At 38.7% G+C, this 20023-nt stretch carries 21 protein-coding genes and 1 pseudogene; 9 read left to right on the forward strand and 13 right to left on the reverse strand.

From position 1 onward, the window contains the following. Positions 1 to 9 precede the first annotated feature (9 nt). On the forward strand, positions 10 to 1572 hold the full coding sequence (gene guaA / locus CO686_RS05135; RefSeq protein WP_049500259.1) for a glutamine-hydrolyzing GMP synthase: 1563 nt from the start codon (positions 10 to 12) through the stop codon (positions 1570 to 1572). Positions 1573 to 1772: 200 nt separating this feature from the next. Here guaA and CO686_RS10465 read toward each other — a convergent pair whose 3' ends face one another. The 4 genes and pseudogenes from CO686_RS10465 to CO686_RS05150 all read right to left on the reverse strand — a co-directional run bounded on the left by CO686_RS10465 (position 1773) and on the right by CO686_RS05150 (position 4687). Next, entirely contained in the window at positions 1773 to 2141 is a 369-nt protein-coding gene (locus CO686_RS10465; RefSeq protein WP_049500262.1) for a hypothetical protein, read from the reverse strand. Positions 2142 to 2248: 107 nt separating this feature from the next. After that, complete coding sequence (locus CO686_RS10470; protein ID WP_049500264.1) at positions 2249 to 2893, reverse strand: hypothetical protein; 645 nt, start codon at positions 2891 to 2893, stop codon at positions 2249 to 2251. A 2-nt stretch (positions 2894 to 2895) separates the two neighbouring features. Further along, positions 2896 to 3120: pseudogene (locus CO686_RS05145) on the reverse strand (type IIL restriction-modification enzyme MmeI); the annotation flags it as partial. A gap of 226 nt (positions 3121 to 3346) precedes the next feature. Beyond that, positions 3347 to 4687, reverse strand: a complete 1341-nt coding sequence (locus CO686_RS05150) for a hypothetical protein (protein ID WP_049500267.1) — start codon at positions 4685 to 4687, stop codon at positions 3347 to 3349. Between the two features lie 283 nt (positions 4688 to 4970). On the opposite strand from CO686_RS05150, the gene CO686_RS05155 reads away from it, so the two are divergent. The 7 genes from CO686_RS05155 to CO686_RS05185 all read left to right on the forward strand — a co-directional run bounded on the left by CO686_RS05155 (position 4971) and on the right by CO686_RS05185 (position 9792). Next, entirely contained in the window at positions 4971 to 5456 is a 486-nt protein-coding gene (locus tag CO686_RS05155) for a helix-turn-helix domain-containing protein (RefSeq protein WP_049500268.1), read from the forward strand. A 146-nt stretch (positions 5457 to 5602) separates the two neighbouring features. Beyond that, positions 5603 to 5923: a hypothetical protein gene (locus CO686_RS05160; protein WP_000985761.1), complete on the forward strand. Its 321-nt coding sequence runs from the start codon at positions 5603 to 5605 to the stop codon at positions 5921 to 5923. After that, positions 5923 to 7008 (forward strand): AAA family ATPase, encoded by a 1086-nt coding sequence (locus CO686_RS05165; RefSeq protein ID WP_049500271.1) that lies wholly within the window; start codon positions 5923 to 5925, stop codon positions 7006 to 7008. The genes CO686_RS05160 and CO686_RS05165 overlap by 1 nt, the downstream gene beginning before the upstream one ends. Further along, complete coding sequence (locus tag CO686_RS05170) at positions 7008 to 7619, forward strand: hypothetical protein (protein WP_000592630.1); 612 nt, start codon at positions 7008 to 7010, stop codon at positions 7617 to 7619. The genes CO686_RS05165 and CO686_RS05170 overlap by 1 nt, the downstream gene beginning before the upstream one ends. Positions 7620 to 7749: 130 nt before the next feature. After that, entirely contained in the window at positions 7750 to 8346 is a 597-nt protein-coding gene (locus tag CO686_RS05175; protein WP_049500273.1) for a replication protein, read from the forward strand. Next, positions 8339 to 8542, forward strand: a complete 204-nt coding sequence (locus tag CO686_RS05180) for a DUF3173 domain-containing protein (RefSeq protein WP_001086263.1) — start codon at positions 8339 to 8341, stop codon at positions 8540 to 8542. Before CO686_RS05175 ends, CO686_RS05180 begins: the two co-directional genes overlap by 8 nt. 14 nt (positions 8543 to 8556) lie before the next feature. Next, a complete protein-coding gene (locus CO686_RS05185) occupies positions 8557 to 9792 on the forward strand; it encodes a tyrosine-type recombinase/integrase (protein ID WP_049500274.1) in 1236 nt (411 codons plus the stop codon). Positions 9793 to 9931: 139 nt separating this feature from the next. Here CO686_RS05185 and ffh read toward each other — a convergent pair whose 3' ends face one another. The 4 genes from ffh to CO686_RS05205 form a co-directional block, all read right to left on the reverse strand. Continuing rightward, complete coding sequence (gene ffh / locus CO686_RS05190) at positions 9932 to 11503, reverse strand: signal recognition particle protein (protein ID WP_049500276.1); 1572 nt, start codon at positions 11501 to 11503, stop codon at positions 9932 to 9934. An 11-nt stretch (positions 11504 to 11514) separates the two neighbouring features. Next, positions 11515 to 11847: a putative DNA-binding protein gene (locus CO686_RS05195; protein ID WP_000402066.1), complete on the reverse strand. Its 333-nt coding sequence runs from the start codon at positions 11845 to 11847 to the stop codon at positions 11515 to 11517. A 140-nt stretch (positions 11848 to 11987) separates the two neighbouring features. Beyond that, complete coding sequence (gene tuf, locus CO686_RS05200) at positions 11988 to 13184, reverse strand: elongation factor Tu (RefSeq protein WP_001040720.1); 1197 nt, start codon at positions 13182 to 13184, stop codon at positions 11988 to 11990. A gap of 235 nt (positions 13185 to 13419) precedes the next feature. After that, on the reverse strand, positions 13420 to 14553 hold the full coding sequence (locus CO686_RS05205) for an AI-2E family transporter (protein WP_049500278.1): 1134 nt from the start codon (positions 14551 to 14553) through the stop codon (positions 13420 to 13422). A gap of 104 nt (positions 14554 to 14657) precedes the next feature. Here CO686_RS05205 and pbp3 point away from each other — a divergent pair, with 104 nt between their 5' ends. Then, a complete protein-coding gene (gene pbp3 / locus CO686_RS05210; protein ID WP_049501610.1) occupies positions 14658 to 15899 on the forward strand; it encodes a D-alanyl-D-alanine carboxypeptidase PBP3 in 1242 nt (413 codons plus the stop codon). 29 nt (positions 15900 to 15928) lie between these two features. On the opposite strand, the gene sdbB is transcribed toward pbp3, so the two are convergent. The 5 genes from sdbB to CO686_RS05235 form a co-directional block, all read right to left on the reverse strand. Continuing rightward, positions 15929 to 16474: a thiol-disulfide oxidoreductase-associated lipoprotein SdbB gene (gene sdbB / locus CO686_RS05215; protein ID WP_000755591.1), complete on the reverse strand. Its 546-nt coding sequence runs from the start codon at positions 16472 to 16474 to the stop codon at positions 15929 to 15931. An 11-nt stretch (positions 16475 to 16485) separates the two neighbouring features. Beyond that, positions 16486 to 17193 (reverse strand): thiol-disulfide oxidoreductase-associated membrane protein CcdA2, encoded by a 708-nt coding sequence (gene ccdA2 / locus CO686_RS05220; protein ID WP_000443809.1) that lies wholly within the window; start codon positions 17191 to 17193, stop codon positions 16486 to 16488. Positions 17194 to 17320: 127 nt separating this feature from the next. After that, positions 17321 to 18181, reverse strand: coding sequence for a methionyl aminopeptidase (locus tag CO686_RS05225; protein ID WP_096753595.1), 861 nt, complete (start codon positions 18179 to 18181; stop codon positions 17321 to 17323). Between the two features lie 15 nt (positions 18182 to 18196). Beyond that, complete coding sequence (spxR, locus tag CO686_RS05230; protein WP_000033808.1) at positions 18197 to 19474, reverse strand: CBS-HotDog domain-containing transcription factor SpxR; 1278 nt, start codon at positions 19472 to 19474, stop codon at positions 18197 to 18199. Then, positions 19467 to 20018: a GNAT family N-acetyltransferase gene (locus tag CO686_RS05235; RefSeq protein ID WP_065371741.1), complete on the reverse strand. Its 552-nt coding sequence runs from the start codon at positions 20016 to 20018 to the stop codon at positions 19467 to 19469. Before CO686_RS05235 ends, spxR begins: the two co-directional genes overlap by 8 nt. Positions 20019 to 20023 lie beyond the last annotated feature (5 nt).

Raw genomic sequence — 20023 nt, forward strand, 5'->3', positions numbered from 1 at the left:
AGGAAAAAGATGAGCAACATTTCAACTGATTTGCAAGATGTCGAAAAAATCATCGTGCTGGACTATGGTAGCCAATACAACCAGCTGATTTCACGCCGTATTCGTGAAATTGGTGTTTTTTCAGAGCTAAAAAGTCATAAAATCTCAGCCGCAGAGGTTCGTGCGATTAACCCTGTAGGGATCATCCTCTCTGGTGGACCAAACTCTGTATACGAAGATGGTTCATTTGATATTGACCCAGAAATTTTTGAACTTGGCATTCCAATTTTGGGAATCTGCTATGGTATGCAACTTTTAACTCATAAACTTGGAGGAAAAGTTGTCCCTGCAGGTGATGCTGGTAACCGCGAGTATGGCCAATCACCACTTACCCATACCCCTTCTGCCCTCTTTGAAGGAACTCCTGAAGAACAGATTGTTTTGATGAGCCATGGCGATGCTGTAACAGAAATTCCAGCTGATTTTGTTCGTACTGGTACTTCTGCTGACTGTCCTTATGCAGCTATTGAAAACCCTGAAAAGCACATCTATGGTATCCAATTTCACCCAGAAGTTCGCCATTCTGTATACGGGAATGATATCCTTCGCAACTTTGCCCTTAACATCTGTCAGGCTAAAGGCGACTGGTCAATGGACAACTTTATCGATATGCAGATCAAGAAAATCCGTGAGACTGTAGGTGACAAGCGTGTTCTTCTCGGCCTATCAGGTGGTGTTGACTCTTCTGTCGTTGGCGTTCTTCTCCAGAAAGCAATCGGTGATCAATTAATCTGTATCTTTGTAGACCACGGTCTTCTCCGTAAGGGAGAGGCTGACCAAGTTATGGACATGCTTGGTGGTAAGTTTGGTTTGAATATCGTCAAAGCAGACGCTGCAAAACGCTTCCTTGACAAACTTGCTGGTGTTTCTGATCCTGAGCAAAAGCGTAAAATCATCGGTAACGAGTTTGTTTATGTCTTTGATGACGAAGCAAGTAAGCTAAAAGATGTGAAATTCCTTGCTCAAGGAACACTATACACTGACGTGATTGAGTCTGGTACAGATACTGCTCAAACCATCAAATCACACCACAACGTGGGTGGTCTTCCAGAAGACATGCAGTTTGAATTGATTGAGCCATTGAACACTCTTTATAAAGACGAAGTCCGTGCCCTCGGTACAGAGCTTGGTATGCCAGACCACATCGTATGGCGCCAACCATTCCCAGGTCCAGGTCTTGCCATCCGTGTTATGGGTGAAATCACTGAAGAAAAACTTGAAACAGTCCGCGAATCAGACGCTATCCTTCGTGAAGAAATCGCTAAAGCAGGTCTCGACCGCGATATCTGGCAATACTTCACTGTTAATACTGGAGTTCGTTCAGTAGGGGTTATGGGTGACGGTCGTACTTACGACTATACCATCGCTATCCGTGCCATCACTTCTATCGACGGAATGACAGCTGACTTTGCGAAGATTCCTTGGGAAGTTCTCCAAAAAATCTCAGTTCGTATCGTAAATGAAGTTGACCACGTTAACCGCATCGTCTACGATATTACAAGTAAACCACCTGCAACTGTTGAGTGGGAGTAAAATATAAGAGTAACTTTGGCTAAGAAACCTTAATTTAACAGCATTTGAATTGTTTTAATTGGTCTTAAAAATGGGGTGAATTCATTTGAATTGTCTCCAAAAGAAGTTCGATTTATGAACTTCTTTTTTATTTCATTTTGATAGAGGTATACAAAAGGCAGGTATTTACACCTGCCTCGTTTTTTTATATAGCTTTAACATTAGTATTTATTCCCCGAGATAATTTCAAAAATATCTAATCCTTGTTCGATTTGCTCGTTTAATTTTTTTACTTTTTGTGTCGCAATTTGCTTATAGTCATCTAAAGGAATTTTTTCAAATGAAAAATCGTTATAAAAATAGTTGTCTAATTTTTCTTTTTGTTTATTGCTTAACTCTCTAGAAAATGTGATGTGAATCAAACAATCACCTTCTAGTCCAATTCTTTCCACTACACTATGTTTAATGTATTCTCCAGACTTAGAAATGTAAAAGTTATCAATTTCCTTCATTTCAATTTTTCTTATAGAACTACCAAATGCTGGGGCATCTTTTTTATAGTGAAAAATGTATATTGGTTGTGTAGGCATAGATTCCCAAGCTCTATTACTAGGCAGAGAAAGTAACTTTTTTTCTGATTTTTCAATAAGCTGTTTATAATAAACTATATCACTTTCACGCTCCTCAGCTTTTAGTATTATGCTGTTTCGAGGAAGAATTTGGCTAACATTTTTTTTTGCTTCATTACTGAGTAATAGATGTCAATTCCTGCATTATACGCTTCTCTTGCATCACGTTCTCGATATATACTGAGTTTAATATCGTAATGTTTGTAATTGTCACAGCATAATGCCATTAAAATGTATGATGAAAGTGTATAAGTTGCTCCTCCATAGTGGTCTTGTTCATAAAAATATCCTAAATTCAAATCCTTAAGGAATACATCTATTTTACCAAGATCTAATTCGTAAAGATTTTTTCCTTTATATTCAATGGGTACAAATTTATGAGAAGAAATTTTTATGTCTCTATCAGCTATAAGATAGTTGAGACTACCGCCATTTTTTAATAAATAAGTAATACTCTCATACGTTTGATAATCGTAACCTATGTTTTCTTTTCCATTGTCAACAAACAATATTGGAGAATCTGACATTTTAGTTAATGCAAGTTCCTTTACATTTGTATATGAAACGGATTCTAGTTTTTCTTTTTTCTGATTCAGTCTATCTTTAATCCAGTTGATTATGTACATTGTCCACCTCGCTACACTCCTTACCCCTAACCAGTAACCAGTATGTCCAGTCTTAGGGAAATTATTTTTCTTTAATAAGTTCTTCATATTTGCTCAATCAAGACTTTAGTCTTTTCAATATAGCCATCAATGAAACTGGTATGGTCAAGCATAACCTTATCTTCAAAAGTGATATACTCAGTTGGCTTTTCAATGCCATAAACTGACTGCAAAAGGTCAAGCCAAAAAGGCTGTGAATCTTGTCGTTCATTCCCTCTATCTTTCCAACGTGCAACAAACTCATTTGCTTGATTCTTCTGTTCCTTTAGTGTCATCACAGTCTTGTTAGACTGATCACTGTTCCCCTTATCTAACATCACATACCTCACATATTTCATCAGCAAAAAGGATTTAATAGTTATTTAGTATATTGTGTGAGCAATGCACTAAAGGGTACTCCTTTACCAATTTTTCATATTCACTCTATTATACCATTTAAGGATAAAAATTCAGTCTTCAATAATTTTATAGACATATCCAAAAAACTTTGAGACATAAAACTCAAAGTTTTTTATTTCTCCTATCTCTAAACCATTCCATTTGCTCTCGTTCTTCTTTTGCTAAATAGCTATTAGGATGCTTTTTGATGTATAATCTCCTTCTAAGATGTTCGTTCCATCGGTCTGCTTGTTTTTCACTGTCTAGTATCAATGGCTTTAATTCAGCGGAATCACCAGAGGAAAAATAAGCTAATATTTCATTCCCTTTTTGATATTTTTTGATATACCCAAGATAGTTACCACCCCAGTGATTACTGTCTTCATGTTTACTCTGTAAAACAGTCATTTCCTCAAAAACTCTGTCAATCAATTTGGATATCCTAGTAACATGGAGCAAATCCGAATATTCATCTATTAGTTCTTCTTTTGCATTGAGAGCCTCAAGCTCGTCTAAAAAATTATCATCCCAAGAAGAGCTATAAATTCCTAATAATTTCGAAGATTCAAATTCAATAATTCTCTTCTTATATCCCTGAGCTTCTTTTTGAATAGCAACCATAGATTCAATACTATGATATTCAAATCCTTCTCTCTCATTTATAAATTGCTCAAACTTGTCTTTCAACACCTCCTCATAAAACAAAGATAAAACTCTTTCAATCTTTGCCAATCTATTCTCCCCCTCCTGCCTACTCGGGAAGGATGAATTATAAAAACTTACAAAGTATTCTATATCCAATGTAAAGATATCTTCAAAAGAATTCTCATGTGTACCAAATCTTTCACTGGCTCTAAAAATACCTGTCATAAGTAATTCCCAGTTATCCTTAACAAGAAGGCTATACACCTTTTTAGTATCTTTGACATTTTGCTTTATTTTCTCAAACACAATATTTAATGGGACATAACCTAAAACAATTCTCCATAAGTTTTCATCATATTTTTCATACAAAATATCTAGCATCAATGCTGTTGGAAAAAACGTCTCCATTGTACGCTGTTCCGACTCACTTCCGAAAAAAATTTCGTCATATGATTTGAACATCATATTTCGTTTTCTAAAATTGATTTGTTCTTCTTCATTTAATCCAAAGCCGGTATCGGTTGGACTAATTTTACAATTATTGTAAATTGCCCTAACTGCTGAATTGGTAAATAAATGAGGATTTTTTTTATTTATTTTTCCTCCTCGAATTTGTCCAATTAAAGGGGCATTTTTTGAATATATTTCTTCATTTGACAACTTGCTATATTTTGGATTCTGTTTTTTCTTTTTACCATGTTCCCAATAGTATTCCCGAGAAGATACTTCTTTACGTTCTCTATTTATCTCTCTCACTTTACAATCTAACCGAAGGGAAGCAATATCGAGCAAGTATTTCTTAGTATTCTTGAACTTCATACAAAACCTGGTATTTCTTTCATTAAAATAAATTATTTATGTCTAAATTATACCACGTTTTTTGACTTTATAATAATATCAGGGATATTTATATCTCAAAAAATAAAAAGTCCAAAAGCTGGCCAGCAAAGGACGGATCGAAACAATATGATTACTATGCGGTAAAGGTTTAGTTTTGCATATTACTGTTTCACCGTTTCTTTTTTGTGCCATTCTTGCATCTACTCGGTAACTGTAATTGCTCATTTGTTTCTTTCCGTCTGAGGACAGGAAAGGACAACTTATGCTAAAAGCTAAAGTTAAAACTCTCTATTGTGAATTACTTGGTCAAGCTATCAAACAAGAATTGATTGAGCAAGGTAAAGCTCAGAACAGTATCTTTTATTATAATTTTGATGAACCTATAGAAATCTCTGCTCCTGCCGTTAGTCAAATCCTAAGAGGTAAACGAAATATTACCTTAGACACTGTAGATGCCTTGCAAGAAACACTAAATCTTCCTAATGTAAAGAGTGTTTTCTTCCCTAGTATTGACTTTTGCAAGTTTCTCATTACTCAATTGACAGAACTTATTCTTTCTGAAGGACACGATTCCACAAAGCATCTTTTCAAATCCAAAAAGAAAGGTATTCAACAAAATCTCTCAACCTTGGCAACTGAATTATATGATTTCTTCCCTGATTTTCCAAAGGAAGAAACATCTTACCAAATTGCTGATAGCCTAGTTGAATGGTTAATCGAATTCGTCTCACTCGTAGCACAACTTTGAGTGCTACACTTTCAAAAATCTTGAAATCAAGAAAAGTCTAAAACGTCTATCATAGATATGTACTTAGCTAAGACAGTCCAGCTCACGATTCAAACTGAGCACGTCCCCCTAACAAAACAATTAAGCCATAAAGGAGGATAAAACCCATGGCAATTAAAACCAAACACAAGAAAGATGGCTACTCAGCCACAACTGCAACGGAATATGTCATTCCTACTAAACCGATTCACAGTTTAAGCACTGAGCTTGAACCCCAACAACTCTTTGAAGATGGAAAGCCAACCGGTGAGATTATCGCCTACAAGGCAACCTTTGTTCAAGAAGGGCTTGAACCTTTCCAAGTAAAATTTGAAGACAAGGTCAAACTTCCTGAATTTCTAAGCTTGATTGAATTTGAAAATCTCCAAGCCGTTGAGGTTCGCTACAATGTCTACTTCAAAGCTGACGGTATCAAGGAGGTCAAATAATGGCAACTAAAGCAGATACTGTCCTGCAATCTTACTTGCTCCAGAGCCTCAACATGGCTCTTGGGGCTCTGATGCAGGGGGAAACAAGCTACACCAATAGCTTCAATATTGTCATTCAAGAGGGTGGCTTCATCTTCATCCCTAGGCTTCCTTGTACCTACATCCTAGATGATGAACTCTATAACAAAATATTCTTGATTGCTAACGCTTCCTTGTACCTTCACTATACACTTCTGAAACAGAATGCCACTTACTTTATCCCTCTCAAGACAGATGACATTCATGTTCAGCGTGGACTCTTCTTCCCTTGGAAGGTGGGTATCTCAAAACGTTTGGTCATCCCTGACCTTGACAAATACACATCCAACCTACCAAAGAATCAGATTCCAATTATGGAAAATTTTACTCTCAATCTTGATAAGGTGAACCACATGGCTATCTGTGGAAACTCGGGCTCAGGGAAAAGTTATGCCCTTACCTACCTGCTCTCCGTTCTCAAAAATCAGAGCGACCTCATCATCGTAGACCCTAAGTTTGATTCCCCAAGTCGTTGGGCTCGCGAACACAAAATAGCAGTCATTCATCCCGTGGAGAACCGTTCTAAGTCTGATTTCGTTTCAGAGGTCAATGAGAGTTTAAGTCAATGCCTAAATCTGATTCAACAACGTCAAGCAATTCTATATGACAATCCCCGTCATGAATTCGCACATCTCACAATTGTCATAGACGAGGTACTGGCTCTTTCAGAGGGAGTCAATAAGGCAATCAAGGAATCTTTTTTCTCTCTTTTGTCACAAATTGCTCTACTTGGACGGGCTACAAAAATTCACTTGCTCTTAGTAAGCCAGCGATTTGACCACACCACGATTCCAGTATCAGTACGGGAACAGCTTAATGTTCTAATTCAGATTGGAAATATAAATAGCAAATCTGTTCAATTTTTGTTCCCTGACCTAAATCCTGAAGGTATTGTTATTCCGACTGGACACGGCACTGGCTTGATACAGGTCATTGACAATGAGCATCCCTATCAGGTACTCCCACTACTTTGTCCTACATACTACACAACGGAAGGTATTCTCTAATGATAAAAAAATCATTCTTCATGAGGACTTACAACCTCAACATCTACTTGATTCTCTTTTCACTTATAACAGGATTTCTTGGATGGTCATTAGACTTTCTAGCGAGCACTATTGCCCTAACGCTTCCTATCGCCCTTGACCTTTCGCAAGTCAGTAGCTATCTAACAATGGGAAGCCAATACTCTTATACGGTTATGAGCTACTTACTAGGTGCATTGTTTGCATCCGTTACGCTTGAAATCATGAATCGTGTTCGATTTGATAATCTTTTCAACTATTTCAAATCCATCTACCACACTTTCAAGCTCCGTAATTTCCTGACACAACGTGAAAAATCAGAGAAAGTCACAAAAATAGATAACCAAACCATTACAACCCACAACCCAATCAACGGCAGCTTCAATCGTTGTGCTCGTAAGAGTGTTGTAGACATCCAAAAAGATGAAGTCAGAGTATTCATTAAAGTCCCAAGAGACCAGCAGGGGCAAAAAGTCTTGAGTGATATGACTTCCCAACTAAAAGAGGAAGTATCTAGTCAGCATCCTGACTACTACTTCTCTGCACCTAATCGGGGTCGCAATAACCTTTGGTTAGTTGGTAAAAAACGGTAAAAGAGGGGGCTATGGCTTGCGTTTAGCAGTAGCCAAATAGCTCCCTTCTTTTCTATTGACCAAGATAAATGGGGGTTACTACGCCCCCCCATTTATCCAATAATCAGTAATCACAGAAATGAGGTGAAAAATGGCAAAAGAACAACGTTCTAGCAAGTGGACATTCTTATTCTACAAAGAGAGCGCCCCTGCAGACTATCTTGTAATTCTTGAAGAATTGCATATTCCCTTTATCTTGAGCCCGTGGCACGATAAAGACATCAATCGCCAAACAGGAGAATTGAAAAAGGCTCACAAACACAGAGCATTCTTCTTCGATTCACTCAAGAGCTACAAACAAGTATCTGAACTAATCAAAGATAAGCTGAACGGCCCTTCTCACGTGGAAGTTGTCCAATCTCCAAAAGGACTCTTTGACTACTTTACCCACGCTGAGAATAAGGATAAAACGCAATATGATCTGAATGATATTGAGGTAGGCTGTGGATTTAACCTTGATAAGTTCCTTGTAGAGATGAACTCAGATGACTTCATGCAAGAGGTGGTGGATATCATTGAACAGAATGACTTCACTGAGTTTGAAGAGCTAGTATGGTATGCACGTGCGAATCATACTCCCCTTCTTGGGCTCATCATTGAACGTACCTACTTCTTTGCTAAGTATCTTGATTCTCGGCGTTGCAATCCTCAGCGTAACAATATCAAGAAGGAGGAAGAAAATGAATAGTAAAAATCTGTTGACTATTACTTCTGATGATTTGGTTAAACTAGGCTACGCAAAAGCTACAGCTCAACAAATTATTAGACAAACTAAGTTGAATATGGTACAACAAGGGTATACCATTTACAACAATAGACGATTAGGAACTGTTCCAATCGAAGCTGTTGAGGAGATTCTTGGCTTTAAGTTACTGAACGAATAGAAAGTAGGTAATTTATGGCTAAAACAAACTTCCAAGATGTGTATATTGATGATAAAGGTCAATTCTACTATGAAGTTAGCCTAGGTAACGATAAAATCACTGGTAAACGTATCAAGAAAAAGTCTCGTAAAGACTCAAATGGTAAAAAATTCACTACTGCAAAAGAAGCCTATACAGAAGCGATTAGGGTCAAAAATGACTATCTTCAGTCAGATGGATACTCTAATTACGATATGACTTATGAGCAGTTCATGAATACAGTTTATTTACCTTACTATCAGTCAGAAGTAAGCGAACATACTTATGCAACACGTCAGCCGTCCTTAAAAATTGTTTTCAATCGATTTGGGAAGAAAAAACTCAAAGACATAACTGTTCGTGAAGTTCAGAACTTTAGAACATGGCTATTAGCTAAAAATGGTGGTAATTATTCGCAAGCCTATGCAGGTCTTACTTTTGGAACTTTTAGAAAGTCATTGGATTTTGCTGTTGATATGCAATATCTACAGAAGAATGTTTCAATGAAAGTAAAATCTATTCCAAAAGGGAAAAGTATCGCTGAGTATTGGACAAAAAACGACTTTGAAGAAGTTATTAGCAATATCTGCATTTCTGATTTCTATGAGCATTTATGCTTTGTTATGCTGTGGCTCTACTTCTGTACCGGGGTGCGTGTGAACGAAGGAACAGCAATCTGGTGGAACGATATTGATTTTGAGAAAAAAGAGCTCAGAGTGGCTCATATGCTGATTATGACTAATAAGAATAATTGGCAAAGACAGAACCACACTAAAACAGATGCTGGTCTCCGTATCGTTACTTTAGATGATGATACCATCCAAATCTTGAAAGCATGGAAAGAACGTCAATCTGAACTTGGAAAAGTAAATTTTGTTTTAAGTTACGATGGTAACCCTATGCTTAAATCAACCATTTCAAGAATCATTAAGCGTTATGCCAAATTAGCAAATGTCCCATTGATTCAAGCAAAAGGTTTACGACATTCTCACGCATCCTACCTTATTAACGAGCTTAACGCATCGGTGCTGATCGTTTCAAAACGACTAGGACACTCAAGTCCAGAGATCATTTTGAAGCACTATGCTCATATGTGGTCAGGAGTTGATAAGGAACTGGCTAATGAAATGACTGGATTAATCAATATACAACACGCTAAAAATACAAAAGTTAATTTCAATGGAAATCAAGCAATACTGAGAGAGTCTCCAAAACTGTCTCCAAAATCATAAACACACGCTAAAAACACTGTTATATAAACGATTTGACGACCTTATTTAGTCGTTGAGTGGGAATAAACCAATCAAACACAAAAGAACTCTGAATCGGATTCAGAGTTCTTTTTTAGGTAAGCACTTCTGCTTCCCTTTTTTATTTGCGTTTTTTCTTCGCTTTTTTCATTTTGTTGGCCATGCGTTTCATAGACTGTTTCATGGCAAATTCACCGATTTTACCTTTTAGTCCACCACCAAACATCTGGCTCATATCTGGCATTCCTGCTCCTCCGAGAGCTGACATATCCGGCATGCCACCCTGTCCCATCATGCCTTCAAGGGCAGACATATCCATTCCTCCCATATTTGGCATATTTTTAGGAAGGTTATTGGGATTGATTCCCATTTGCTTCATCATTTTATTCATATCTCCAGACATGACACCTTGCATGAGCTGTTTAGCCTGGTTAAAGTCCTTGATAAATTTATTGACTTCGACAAAGGTATTACCAGAACCAGCAGCGATACGACGGCGACGACTTGGATTTAACAGATCAGGATTTTCACGTTCTTCAGGTGTCATGGAAGATACGATGGCACGTTTGCGCGCAATCTGACGCTCATCCACCTTCATATTTTGAAGGGCAGGATTGTTAGCCATACCTGGAATCATCTTGAGTAAGTCTTCCATTGGCCCCATGTTTTGCACCTGATCCAATTGATCGATGAAATCATTGAAATCAAAGGTGTTTTCACGCATCTTCTCAGCCATTTCAAGGGCTTTTTGCTCATCGTATTCCTGAGAAGCTTTCTCAATCAAGGTCAACATATCCCCCATACCAAGGATACGGCTTGACATACGGTCTGGGTGGAAGGTTTCGATATCTGTAATCTTTTCACCCGTACCAGTGAACTTGATTGGTTTACCAGTGATATGACGAACAGACAGAGCCGCACCACCACGTGTGTCTCCATCAATCTTGGTAAGGATGACACCAGTTACTTCCAACTGAGCATTAAACTCACGGGCAACATTAGCCGCTTCCTGACCGATCATGGCATCAATGACAAGGAGGATTTCGTTTGGTTGGGCTAAGGCCTTAACGTCACGAAGCTCGTTCATCAAGAGCTCATCAATCTGCAATCGACCTGCCGTATCAATCAAGACATAGTCGTTATGGTTGGCTTGCGCTTGCTCCAAACCTTGGCGAACAATTTCAACAGCAGGCACTTCTGTTCCAAGTGCAAAGACAGGAACATCAATTTGTTGTCCAAGTGTTTTCAACTGATCGATGGCTGCTGGACGATAAATATCTGCCGCAATCATCAAAGGACGTGCATTTTCTTCCTTCTTGAGTTTATTAGCCAGCTTACCAGCAAAGGTTGTTTTACCAGCCCCCTGTAAACCGACCATCATGATAATGGTTGGAATTTTTGGTGACTTGATAATCTCAGCTGTATCAGAACCTAAAACGGCTGTGAGTTCCTCATCAACGATTTTGATAATCTGTTGGGCAGGATTGAGGGTATCAATGACCTCATGTCCGATTGCACGTTCACGAACCTTCTTGATAAAGTCCTTTACAACAGGCAAAGCAACGTCGGCTTCCAGCAAGGCCAAACGAATCTCTTTGGTCGCTTCCTGGACATCAGCCTCAGATATTTTTCCTTTTTTACGTAGATTTTTAAAGACGTTCTGTAAACGTTCTGTTAAACTTTCAAATGCCATTTTTCTTCCTCTTATTCTCTATTATCAATACTTGTTAAAATTTCTATCTGCTCCTGCAGAAAGTCATCCTTGGGATAACGCTCCAAGATCTGGTCAAAAATCTGACTGCGGACAATGTAGTCCGAATACATGTGCAATTTCATCTCATAATCTTCTAGAATCTTTTCCGTCCGCTTGATATTATCATAGACAGCCTGACGACTGACACCGAACTCTTCAGCAATCTCAGCAAGACTATAATCATCAGCATAATAGAGTTCTATATAGTTCATCTGCTTGTCTGTCAAAAGCGCCGCATAAAATTCAAAAAGGGCGTTCATACGATTGGTTTTTTCGATTTCCATAACTTTTATTATACCAAAAAAACGATTATACTGCTAGAGTAGAAGCACTTCAAATAGAGTAAGAAGAAAAAAGAACCTTGCAAGGCAAGATTCTTTTAGTGTCTGACTTAAATAATTGTTCTTCTGGGAACTTAATCGAATTAAGCTTCGATTTCTGTAACCATACCTGAACCAACAGTACGTCCACCCTCACGGATAGAGAATGTAGTACCTTGTTCTACGGCGATTGGGTGGATCAACTCAACGTCGATAGTCACGTTATCACCAGGCATTACCATTTCAGTACCTGCAGGAAGTTCGATTGAACCTGTAACGTCAGTAGTACGGAAGTAGAATTGTGGACGGTAGTTGTTGAAGAATGGAGTGTGACGTCCACCTTCTTCTTTAGTAAGGATGTAGACTTCACCTTTAAATTTAGTGTGTGGGTTGATTGAACCTGGTTTAGCGATAACTTGTCCACGTTCGATTTCATCACGTTGAACACCACGAAGAAGGACACCTACGTTATCTCCAGCAAGACCTTCGTCAAGTTGTTTACGGAACATTTCAACACCAGTAACAACTGCTTTTTGAGTTTCTTCTTTGATACCAACGATTTCGATTTCGTCGTTGACACGAACAGTACCACGGTCGATACGTCCTGAAGCAACTGTACCACGTCCAGTGATTGAGAATACGTCTTCGACTGGAAGAAGCAATGGTTTTTCAGTGTCACGTTCTGGTTCTGGGATGTACTCATCAACAGTGTTCATCAATTCCATGATGATGTCTTCGTATTTAGAGTCACCTTCAAGAGCTTTAAGAGCTGAACCTTGGATAACTGGAAGATCGTCACCTGGGAAGTCGTATTCTGACAAGAGGTCACGGATTTCCATTTCAACCAATTCAAGCAATTCTTCGTCGTCTACCAAGTCAATTTTGTTCATGAAGACGATAAGGTGTTTAACACCAACCTGACGTGAAAGAAGGATGTGCTCACGAGTTTGTGGCATTGGTCCGTCAGTTGAAGCTACTACAAGGATAGCTCCGTCCATTTGAGCGGCACCAGTGATCATGTTTTTAACGTAGTCCGCGTGTCCTGGAGCGTCGATGTGAGCGTAGTGACGTTTTTCAGTTTCGTACTCAACGTGCGCAGTGTTGATAGTGATACCGCGTTCGCGTTCTTCTGGAGCAGCATCGATAGACGCATAGTCTTTTGGTTGGTTAACTGCTGAAGGCAAGCGACGTGCCAATACAGTTGTGATAGCTGCAGTCAAAGTAGTTTTACCGTGGTCAACGTGTCCGATAGTACCAATGTTAACGTGTGGTTTACTACGATCATATTTTTCTTTTGCCATTTGAGTAAAAGCCTCCAATAAAATATATTTTATAGATAGACAGTAGGCAATACAGTCTAACTTTCCTTACTATTTTATCAAATTTCTGCTAAATTGCAAGTGTTTTACACATATTTTGTGAATTAATCTAAATCTTATCAAATCCTGTTCTTCTGCTTCTTTATGGCAATATGAATTCAAACTTCTTTTTGTTGGGAGATAGTATTTTCATCAAAAAAATCAGGTTTCCCTGATTTTAATTTGATTCTGTTTTTTCCAGTTCCTTAGCTTCTTTATGAGCTTCTTTATGAGCTTCTTTATGGTTTTCATATAATTTCGCTAGGAACTTAGTAATTTCTTTAAAAATGGAGTAAGTAGGTACTGCTACGACCATCCCTATGACACCATAGATATTACTTGACAGTAAAAGGAGCACCAAAATCGTAATCGGGTGTACTTTCATAACCCCTCCAACGATGCGTGGATAGAGAACATTTCCATCAATCTGTTGAATAATAAGCATATAAGCAACTGCAATCAACATACGATGAGGATCCGTGAACACATTGGCAATCACCATTGGAATCAAGCCAATACTTGGACCAACATAAGGAATCAAATTTGCGATTCCAGAGAAAATAGCAAAAACTAGGGCGTACTTTAATCCGATAACGCTATAGCCAATATAGGCTAAACATCCAATAATAACCGCATCAATCGCAATTCCACTGATATAGCGCGCTATAGTTGTATTGAGATTGGTTAAAAGGCTAGAAAGATTCAATTTGTCATGTTTTAAGACGGTACGTTCCAACATTGGTAGCAACTTATGACCATCCAACAAGAAATAAATCAAGAATACAGGGGTCATAATGAGAATCAGAACTGTACTAAACAAGGCTGAAAGAACGCTTCCTAAACTGTTGCTGACGCTATTCAGGATATTCTGGAGGATATCCACATAGGAGAGATTCAGTTGTTGAATTGTTTGTTGAATATCAATATTTTGGAAGACTGGATTCATGGACAAATCGATGATCAAATCTTGTAGTCTACTATAGATATTTTGACTAGAAATAATCAAGCTGGTCAACTGATTAATCAAAATCGGCAAGAGATAAACGACCCCTACAACGATAGCACCAATCAAGGCACAAAGAGTGACCAAGACACCAATTAGACGATTGATCTTACATCTCTTTTCTAAGAAAGTAACGACTGGATTTGTAATGTAGTAAAAAAATCCACCAAGCAAAAATGGAATCATGATGGTATTCACAACCGTAACAAAGGGAGTAATGATGGCTCCCATTTCTCTCCAAAGATAGAAAATCAGTGTTAATAATAAAATTTCAGCTGTCCAAAAAAATAATTTGTTTCTACGGAACATAGGTATCCTCCTTCTCTCTATTTTACCACATTTCTGAAAAAGATAAGATGGCTTTAGTAAAAAAGCGAGAATATTTTTTTTCTTTATGATAAAATAAAGCTAATATGAAAAAAATAATTTTATCTTTTATGACACTTTTAGTTTTTGGAACAGCTTCTACTGTTTCTGCTCAGGAGTTTGATGTTGCTGCTAAACATGCTATTGCTGTAGAGGCTACAACTGGAAAAATCCTCTATGAAAAAGATGCAAATCAGCCTGTAGAAATTGCTTCTATTACAAAACTGGTTACAGTTTATCTGGTCTATGAAGCTCTGGAACAAGGAACTATCAGCCTATCTACACCTGTTGATATTTCGGACTATCCTTACAAACTTACAACTAATTCTGAGGCGAGTAACGTCCCTATGGAAGCTCGAAATTATACTGTTGAACAGCTATTAGAGGCTACAATGGTATCCAGCGCGAACAGCGCTGCGATTGCACTAGCAGAAAAGATTGCTGGTTCTGAGAAAGACTTTGTAGACAAGATGAGGGCTAAACTTCTTGAATGGGGAATTCAAGATGCAACTATTGTAAACACTACTGGTTTAAATAATGAGACCCTTGGCGATAATATCTATCCTGGTTCAAAGAAAGACGATGAAAACAAGTTGAGTGCCTACGATGTTTCAATCGTCGCTCGTAACCTCATCCGAGATTATCCTCAAGTTTTGGAGATCACCAAAAAACCAACTTCTACCTTTGCAGGACTTGAAATCCACTCAACCAACTATATGTTGGAGGGAATGCCAGCCTATCGTGGTGGTATTGATGGACTAAAGACAGGTACTACTGATAAAGCTGGTGCTTCATTCGTTGGGACAACTGTCGAGAAAGGGATGCGTATTATTACGGTTGTTCTGAATGCAGATCAACAAGATACCAACCCTTATGCACGTTTTACCGCAACTTCTGCACTTTTAGATTATATTTCTGCAAACTTTGCCTTAAAAACTGTCGTTCAGAAAGGTGAAGCATACAACGATAGTAAAGTAACAGTTCTTGATGGTAAAGAAGACAATGTGACAGCTGTCGCTAAGTCAGATATTTCCATCGTCCAACGCATCGGAAGCGGTACTACACCAGCCCTCCAATTCACACCGAAATCAACATCAGAAATGGCTCCATTGAAAGAAGGCAAGGTTGTTGGTACTCTAACCTATGATGATCAGGATTTGATTGGCCAAGGTTATCTTACTTCCGACAAACCATCTTTTGAAATGGTTTCTGAAAAGAAAGTAGAAAAAGCCTTCTTTTTGAAGGTTTGGTGGAATCAATTTATCCGCTTTATCAATGAAAAACTATAAAAAAATCGCGAACAATCGCGATTTTTTCTTTATTTCATTTCTTTAAAAGCCGCTTCTGCATCAGCGTTGCTAATAGCACCAAATTGGATTTTTCCGATTTTACCTTGACTGTCAATCAAGTATTCTGTTGGAATACTACGAATTTGGTAGGCTTGGAAGGTAGTTGCTTGCGTATCATATAGAACTGGAATATCCTTGTAGCCTTGTTCTTGGTACCATTTTGGAAAGTCTTGAACTGTTTTTTCACCTTGTAAACCAGGTGCAATGACACTCAAGATTTCAAAGTCTCGATCTTGTTTGGCAGCTAGTTCCATCAACTCAGGCATGCTTTTTTTACATGGTCCACACCAAGAAGCCCAGAATTTTAAATAGACCTTTTTCCCTTTATAGTCTGATAACTTGACTTCTTTGCCATCCATAGACTGCAAGGTGAAGTCTGGCGCATCCTTACCGACTGCGATTTGTTGTACAGCAGGCTGTTTGGGACTGCTTGTCTGTTTGGTTTCTTTTTCACCACAGGCAATCAACAAAAATAGAGACATGAGGCTCAATCCAGCAAAAATAACTTTTTTCATTTTTTCTCCTTTTATCCAAGAATTCCTGACAAGGCATTTAACTGCCCTAGCATTAATAACAATCCCATCAAAATAATCAAAGCTCCGCCGATTTTCTTTAGTAGAATCATATGGGGTTTTAATTTACTAAAATAGGGCATAATCCAGCCCGAAGCCAAGGCCAAAACAATGAAAGGAAGGGCCATTCCCAATGTGTATACTAATGTTAACACGGCTCCTTGCCAAGCACCATTACCACCTGAAGCCGCCAGAGCCAAGACCGAACTTAAAACGGGTCCGATACAAGGGGTCCAACCAAAACTAAAGGTTATCCCAAGTAAAAAGGCTGACAGATAGTGATTCGACTTTGATTGTTTGAAGGTGACTGTCTTTTGAATCTCCAGTTTATTGAAATGCAAGATTTCCATCTGGTGAAACCCTAAAAGAATAATGACTATTCCCATAGCATAACGAAACCAGTCTGCATAGAGCATGTGCCCTAGGAATCCAGCTCCAAATCCCAAAATAAAGAAAATGAGGGAGATTCCTGCAATAAAGCACAAGGTTCGAATTAAACCAGACCATGCAACGTCTCTTCCAAAAAAGCGAAAGCTTTTCGAATTTCCCTGATCATCCAGTAAAATACCAGCATAGACAGGTAGCAAAGGAAAGATGCAGGGTGAAAAGAAGGACAGGATACCTGCTAAAAAAACGGATACTAGAAATATAATCGACTCCAACGAATTACCTACTTTCTCAAAATTCTAATCCTATTTTACTACAAAAGAATAAATTTGTAAGAAGTCTGCTACGCTTATTTATTTTGACTAAAGTTGACACAAAAAAAGGAGCTAAGCTCCTTTCATTTTAATACGTTCCTTCTTCACCTTGACTAGTCAAGATAACAGGACCGTCTTTAGTAATCACAAACTGATGTTCATATTGGCAAGACAGGCCGCCATCTATAGTCTTATGAGCCCAGCCAGTCTTCATATCTGTATCGATTTCCCAGTCACCAGTATTGATCATGGGTTCAATAGTCAGCACCATTCCTTCACGGAGACGGAGTCCACGGCCTGCAATACCGTAGTTAGGAACCATTGGCTCTTCGTGCATAGTTGGACCAACACCATGACCAACCAAATCACGTACGACACCGTAACCGCGACTTTCAGCATATTCTTGAATGGCTGCACCAATATCACCGATACGATTGCCGACAACTGCTTGCTCAATTCCTACATACATAGCTTCCTTGGTTACGTCCATCAGTTTTTTCACTTCTTCAGACGGTGTACCAACCGCATAAGCCCAACATGAGTCAGCTAAACCACCAGTATAACTTTGGGTGTATTTTTTCATTTGTTCAACATTGTTGAAGCTAAGTTTAGAGACATTGAGGTCGGATTTGGCAATCGGACCACCCAGTACCATGTCAACCTTGAGCAAATCGCCATCTTTCAAGATGTAATGACGTGGGAAAGCGTGAGCTACTTCGTCATTAAGAGAGCAACAAGTGGCATAGGGATAATCCATAACTGCCCCATCCACACCAATCTGTAAAGGAAGGAAATTCTCCTCTTTACAACGTCGACGAACGTACTCTTCAACTTCCCACATATCCACGCCTGGCTTAATCAAATCACGTAAGCCAATATGGATACTTGCTAGGAAATCACCAGCCTTGTCCATGGCTTCGATTTCACGTGCTGATTTTAAAGTTATCATTTTTTCTCCTAGATTCTAATTAATTTTAACCGTAACATTTGCTTTTGAAACAATCTGATGCCCATGATAAATATCATAATCAATAATAGCTGAGCGTCTCGTGTGGTGAATAATCCGAGCCAGAATCCGCAGAGTATCATCTATCTGCACAGCCTGCAAGAAATAAATCAACATCTGCTCAATGATGAGATTACGTCCGCTATTGACAACGAGGTCTTGGGTCATATGGTTGAGGATTTCAGCCAAGACTCCATTAGCAAGGACACCATTTTTCTCCAGCATGAAGGGCTCAACAGTTATGACGACTTCATCATGATGATAAGAGAGTTTTTGCCCGATTTGCTCTGAGAAAGTCGGCAAAGCAGAAACTTGAGAACGGCTCATCTTTTCCATGACATCTCGTCGTGTTACGACACCGAGTAGGGTTTGGTTACTTCTGACAACGGGAACCATCTCAAAATCTTCTGCAATCATTCGTTGACTGACATTGGCAATATTAGTCGCTAAGCCTGTTACGAAGATGCTCCGCGTCATCACCTTGTCAATCGTTGTGCTGGGTGACTTATCTCCCGCATCACGCATGGTAACAACCCCAACAACCACTTGGTGTTGGTTAATAACTGGGAAACGGCTACTTCTGTTCTTACGGACCAAGTCTAGATAGTCTTTGACTGTATCCGTTTCTCTCAAAAAACCATACTCATGACTGGGACGATAGAGCTTTTCGACTGTCAGAATATCGGTTTTGATTTGAACATTTGAGAGGGCTTTGTTAATCATGGTCGCTACTGTAAAAGTGTCATGTTTACTCCTCAGAACTGGAATCCCTTTTTTATTAGCCAACTCAAGAACATCATCTTGGACATGAAAACCACCTGTTACAAGGACTGCATTTTCATTTTCCAAGGCTAAAAGTTGAATACGAGTACGGTCACCTACAATCAAAAGACCGCCATCATGGAGATAAGACAGGATATTTTGCTCTGTCATAGCCCCAATGGAGAATTTGCTAAACTCTCTCTCCAACCCTTCCTGACCAGCTAAAACTTCAGATGAGGTGACTTCAGCAATTTCAGCATAGGTTAGCCTCTCAATAGCCACTTTCTGGGACTTGACCCGTATAGTTCCACTACGTGGCCGAGTTTCAACAATTCCACGATTTTCAGCTTCTTTGATAGCTCGGTAGGCTGTTCCGTCACTAACACCTAGGTGATTGGAAATACTGCGAACGCTAACTCTCTTCCCAATTGGCAACTCTTCCAGATAGGACAAAATTTCCTGGTGTTTACTCATTGAATTCTCCTTTTATGTATCGAAATTCAAGATAGTCCCTCATTTTTCGTGTATAGCGATCGCTTCCCTTAAACTGTCGGACGAGGCTAAAGCCTGATTTTAAGGCTACTTTTTGACTAGCTTGATTCTCCAGATGAGTGATGATGGATAATTGTTTTAAACCAAATTCTTCAAAGGAAAGCTGACAAAGCTTTGTAACCACTTCTGTCATAAAACCTTGTGACCAAGAATCCTTTTTTAAGAAGTAACCAATTTCTGCTTCTTTTTTGATTTCATCGATTTTTTCAAATTTAATGGAGCCAATCATTTCCTGATCTCCTTGAAGACAAATTGCCCAAACACCCAGAGGATTCTTCATAAAATAGTTAGCAAGGGCGTACTGACTTTCTTCCAAACTTGCTTGACTGGGAAAAATAAACTGTAAATTCTCAGGGTTTGAAGCAATCTCGAAAAACGCTTGACTGTCACTAAAAAAGAAAGGACGCAAATACAAGCGCTCCGTTTCAAAAAAAGAAAACATTGCTAATTTGGTCCAAATATTCATAATCA

Origin of the sequence: Streptococcus oralis (genome assembly GCF_002386345.1) — a bacterium.
Taxonomy (GTDB): Bacteria; Bacillota; Bacilli; order Lactobacillales; family Streptococcaceae; genus Streptococcus; species Streptococcus oralis_S.

What these genes read in the sequence shown, in the direction of transcription:
- guaA (WP_049500259.1), top strand. Translation starts at nt 10, where the DNA reads ATGAGCAACATTTCAACTGATTTGCAAGATGTCGAAAAAATCATCGTG.
- CO686_RS10465 (WP_049500262.1), bottom strand. Translation starts at nt 2,141, where the DNA reads ATGCCTACACAACCAATATACATTTTTCACTATAAAAAAGATGCCCCA.
- CO686_RS10470 (WP_049500264.1), bottom strand. Translation starts at nt 2,893, where the DNA reads ATGAAGAACTTATTAAAGAAAAATAATTTCCCTAAGACTGGACATACT.
- CO686_RS05150 (WP_049500267.1), bottom strand. Translation starts at nt 4,687, where the DNA reads ATGAAGTTCAAGAATACTAAGAAATACTTGCTCGATATTGCTTCCCTT.
- CO686_RS05155 (WP_049500268.1), top strand. Translation starts at nt 4,971, where the DNA reads ATGCTAAAAGCTAAAGTTAAAACTCTCTATTGTGAATTACTTGGTCAA.
- CO686_RS05160 (WP_000985761.1), top strand. Translation starts at nt 5,603, where the DNA reads ATGGCAATTAAAACCAAACACAAGAAAGATGGCTACTCAGCCACAACT.
- CO686_RS05165 (WP_049500271.1), top strand. Translation starts at nt 5,923, where the DNA reads ATGGCAACTAAAGCAGATACTGTCCTGCAATCTTACTTGCTCCAGAGC.
- CO686_RS05170 (WP_000592630.1), top strand. Translation starts at nt 7,008, where the DNA reads ATGATAAAAAAATCATTCTTCATGAGGACTTACAACCTCAACATCTAC.
- CO686_RS05175 (WP_049500273.1), top strand. Translation starts at nt 7,750, where the DNA reads ATGGCAAAAGAACAACGTTCTAGCAAGTGGACATTCTTATTCTACAAA.
- CO686_RS05180 (WP_001086263.1), top strand. Translation starts at nt 8,339, where the DNA reads ATGAATAGTAAAAATCTGTTGACTATTACTTCTGATGATTTGGTTAAA.
- CO686_RS05185 (WP_049500274.1), top strand. Translation starts at nt 8,557, where the DNA reads ATGGCTAAAACAAACTTCCAAGATGTGTATATTGATGATAAAGGTCAA.
- ffh (WP_049500276.1), bottom strand. Translation starts at nt 11,503, where the DNA reads ATGGCATTTGAAAGTTTAACAGAACGTTTACAGAACGTCTTTAAAAAT.
- CO686_RS05195 (WP_000402066.1), bottom strand. Translation starts at nt 11,847, where the DNA reads ATGGAAATCGAAAAAACCAATCGTATGAACGCCCTTTTTGAATTTTAT.
- tuf (WP_001040720.1), bottom strand. Translation starts at nt 13,184, where the DNA reads ATGGCAAAAGAAAAATATGATCGTAGTAAACCACACGTTAACATTGGT.
- CO686_RS05205 (WP_049500278.1), bottom strand. Translation starts at nt 14,553, where the DNA reads ATGTTCCGTAGAAACAAATTATTTTTTTGGACAGCTGAAATTTTATTA.
- pbp3 (WP_049501610.1), top strand. Translation starts at nt 14,658, where the DNA reads ATGAAAAAAATAATTTTATCTTTTATGACACTTTTAGTTTTTGGAACA.
- sdbB (WP_000755591.1), bottom strand. Translation starts at nt 16,474, where the DNA reads ATGAAAAAAGTTATTTTTGCTGGATTGAGCCTCATGTCTCTATTTTTG.
- CO686_RS05225 (WP_096753595.1), bottom strand. Translation starts at nt 18,181, where the DNA reads ATGATAACTTTAAAATCAGCACGTGAAATCGAAGCCATGGACAAGGCT.
- spxR (WP_000033808.1), bottom strand. Translation starts at nt 19,474, where the DNA reads ATGAGTAAACACCAGGAAATTTTGTCCTATCTGGAAGAGTTGCCAATT.
- CO686_RS05235 (WP_065371741.1), bottom strand. Translation starts at nt 20,018, where the DNA reads ATGAATATTTGGACCAAATTAGCAATGTTTTCTTTTTTTGAAACGGAG.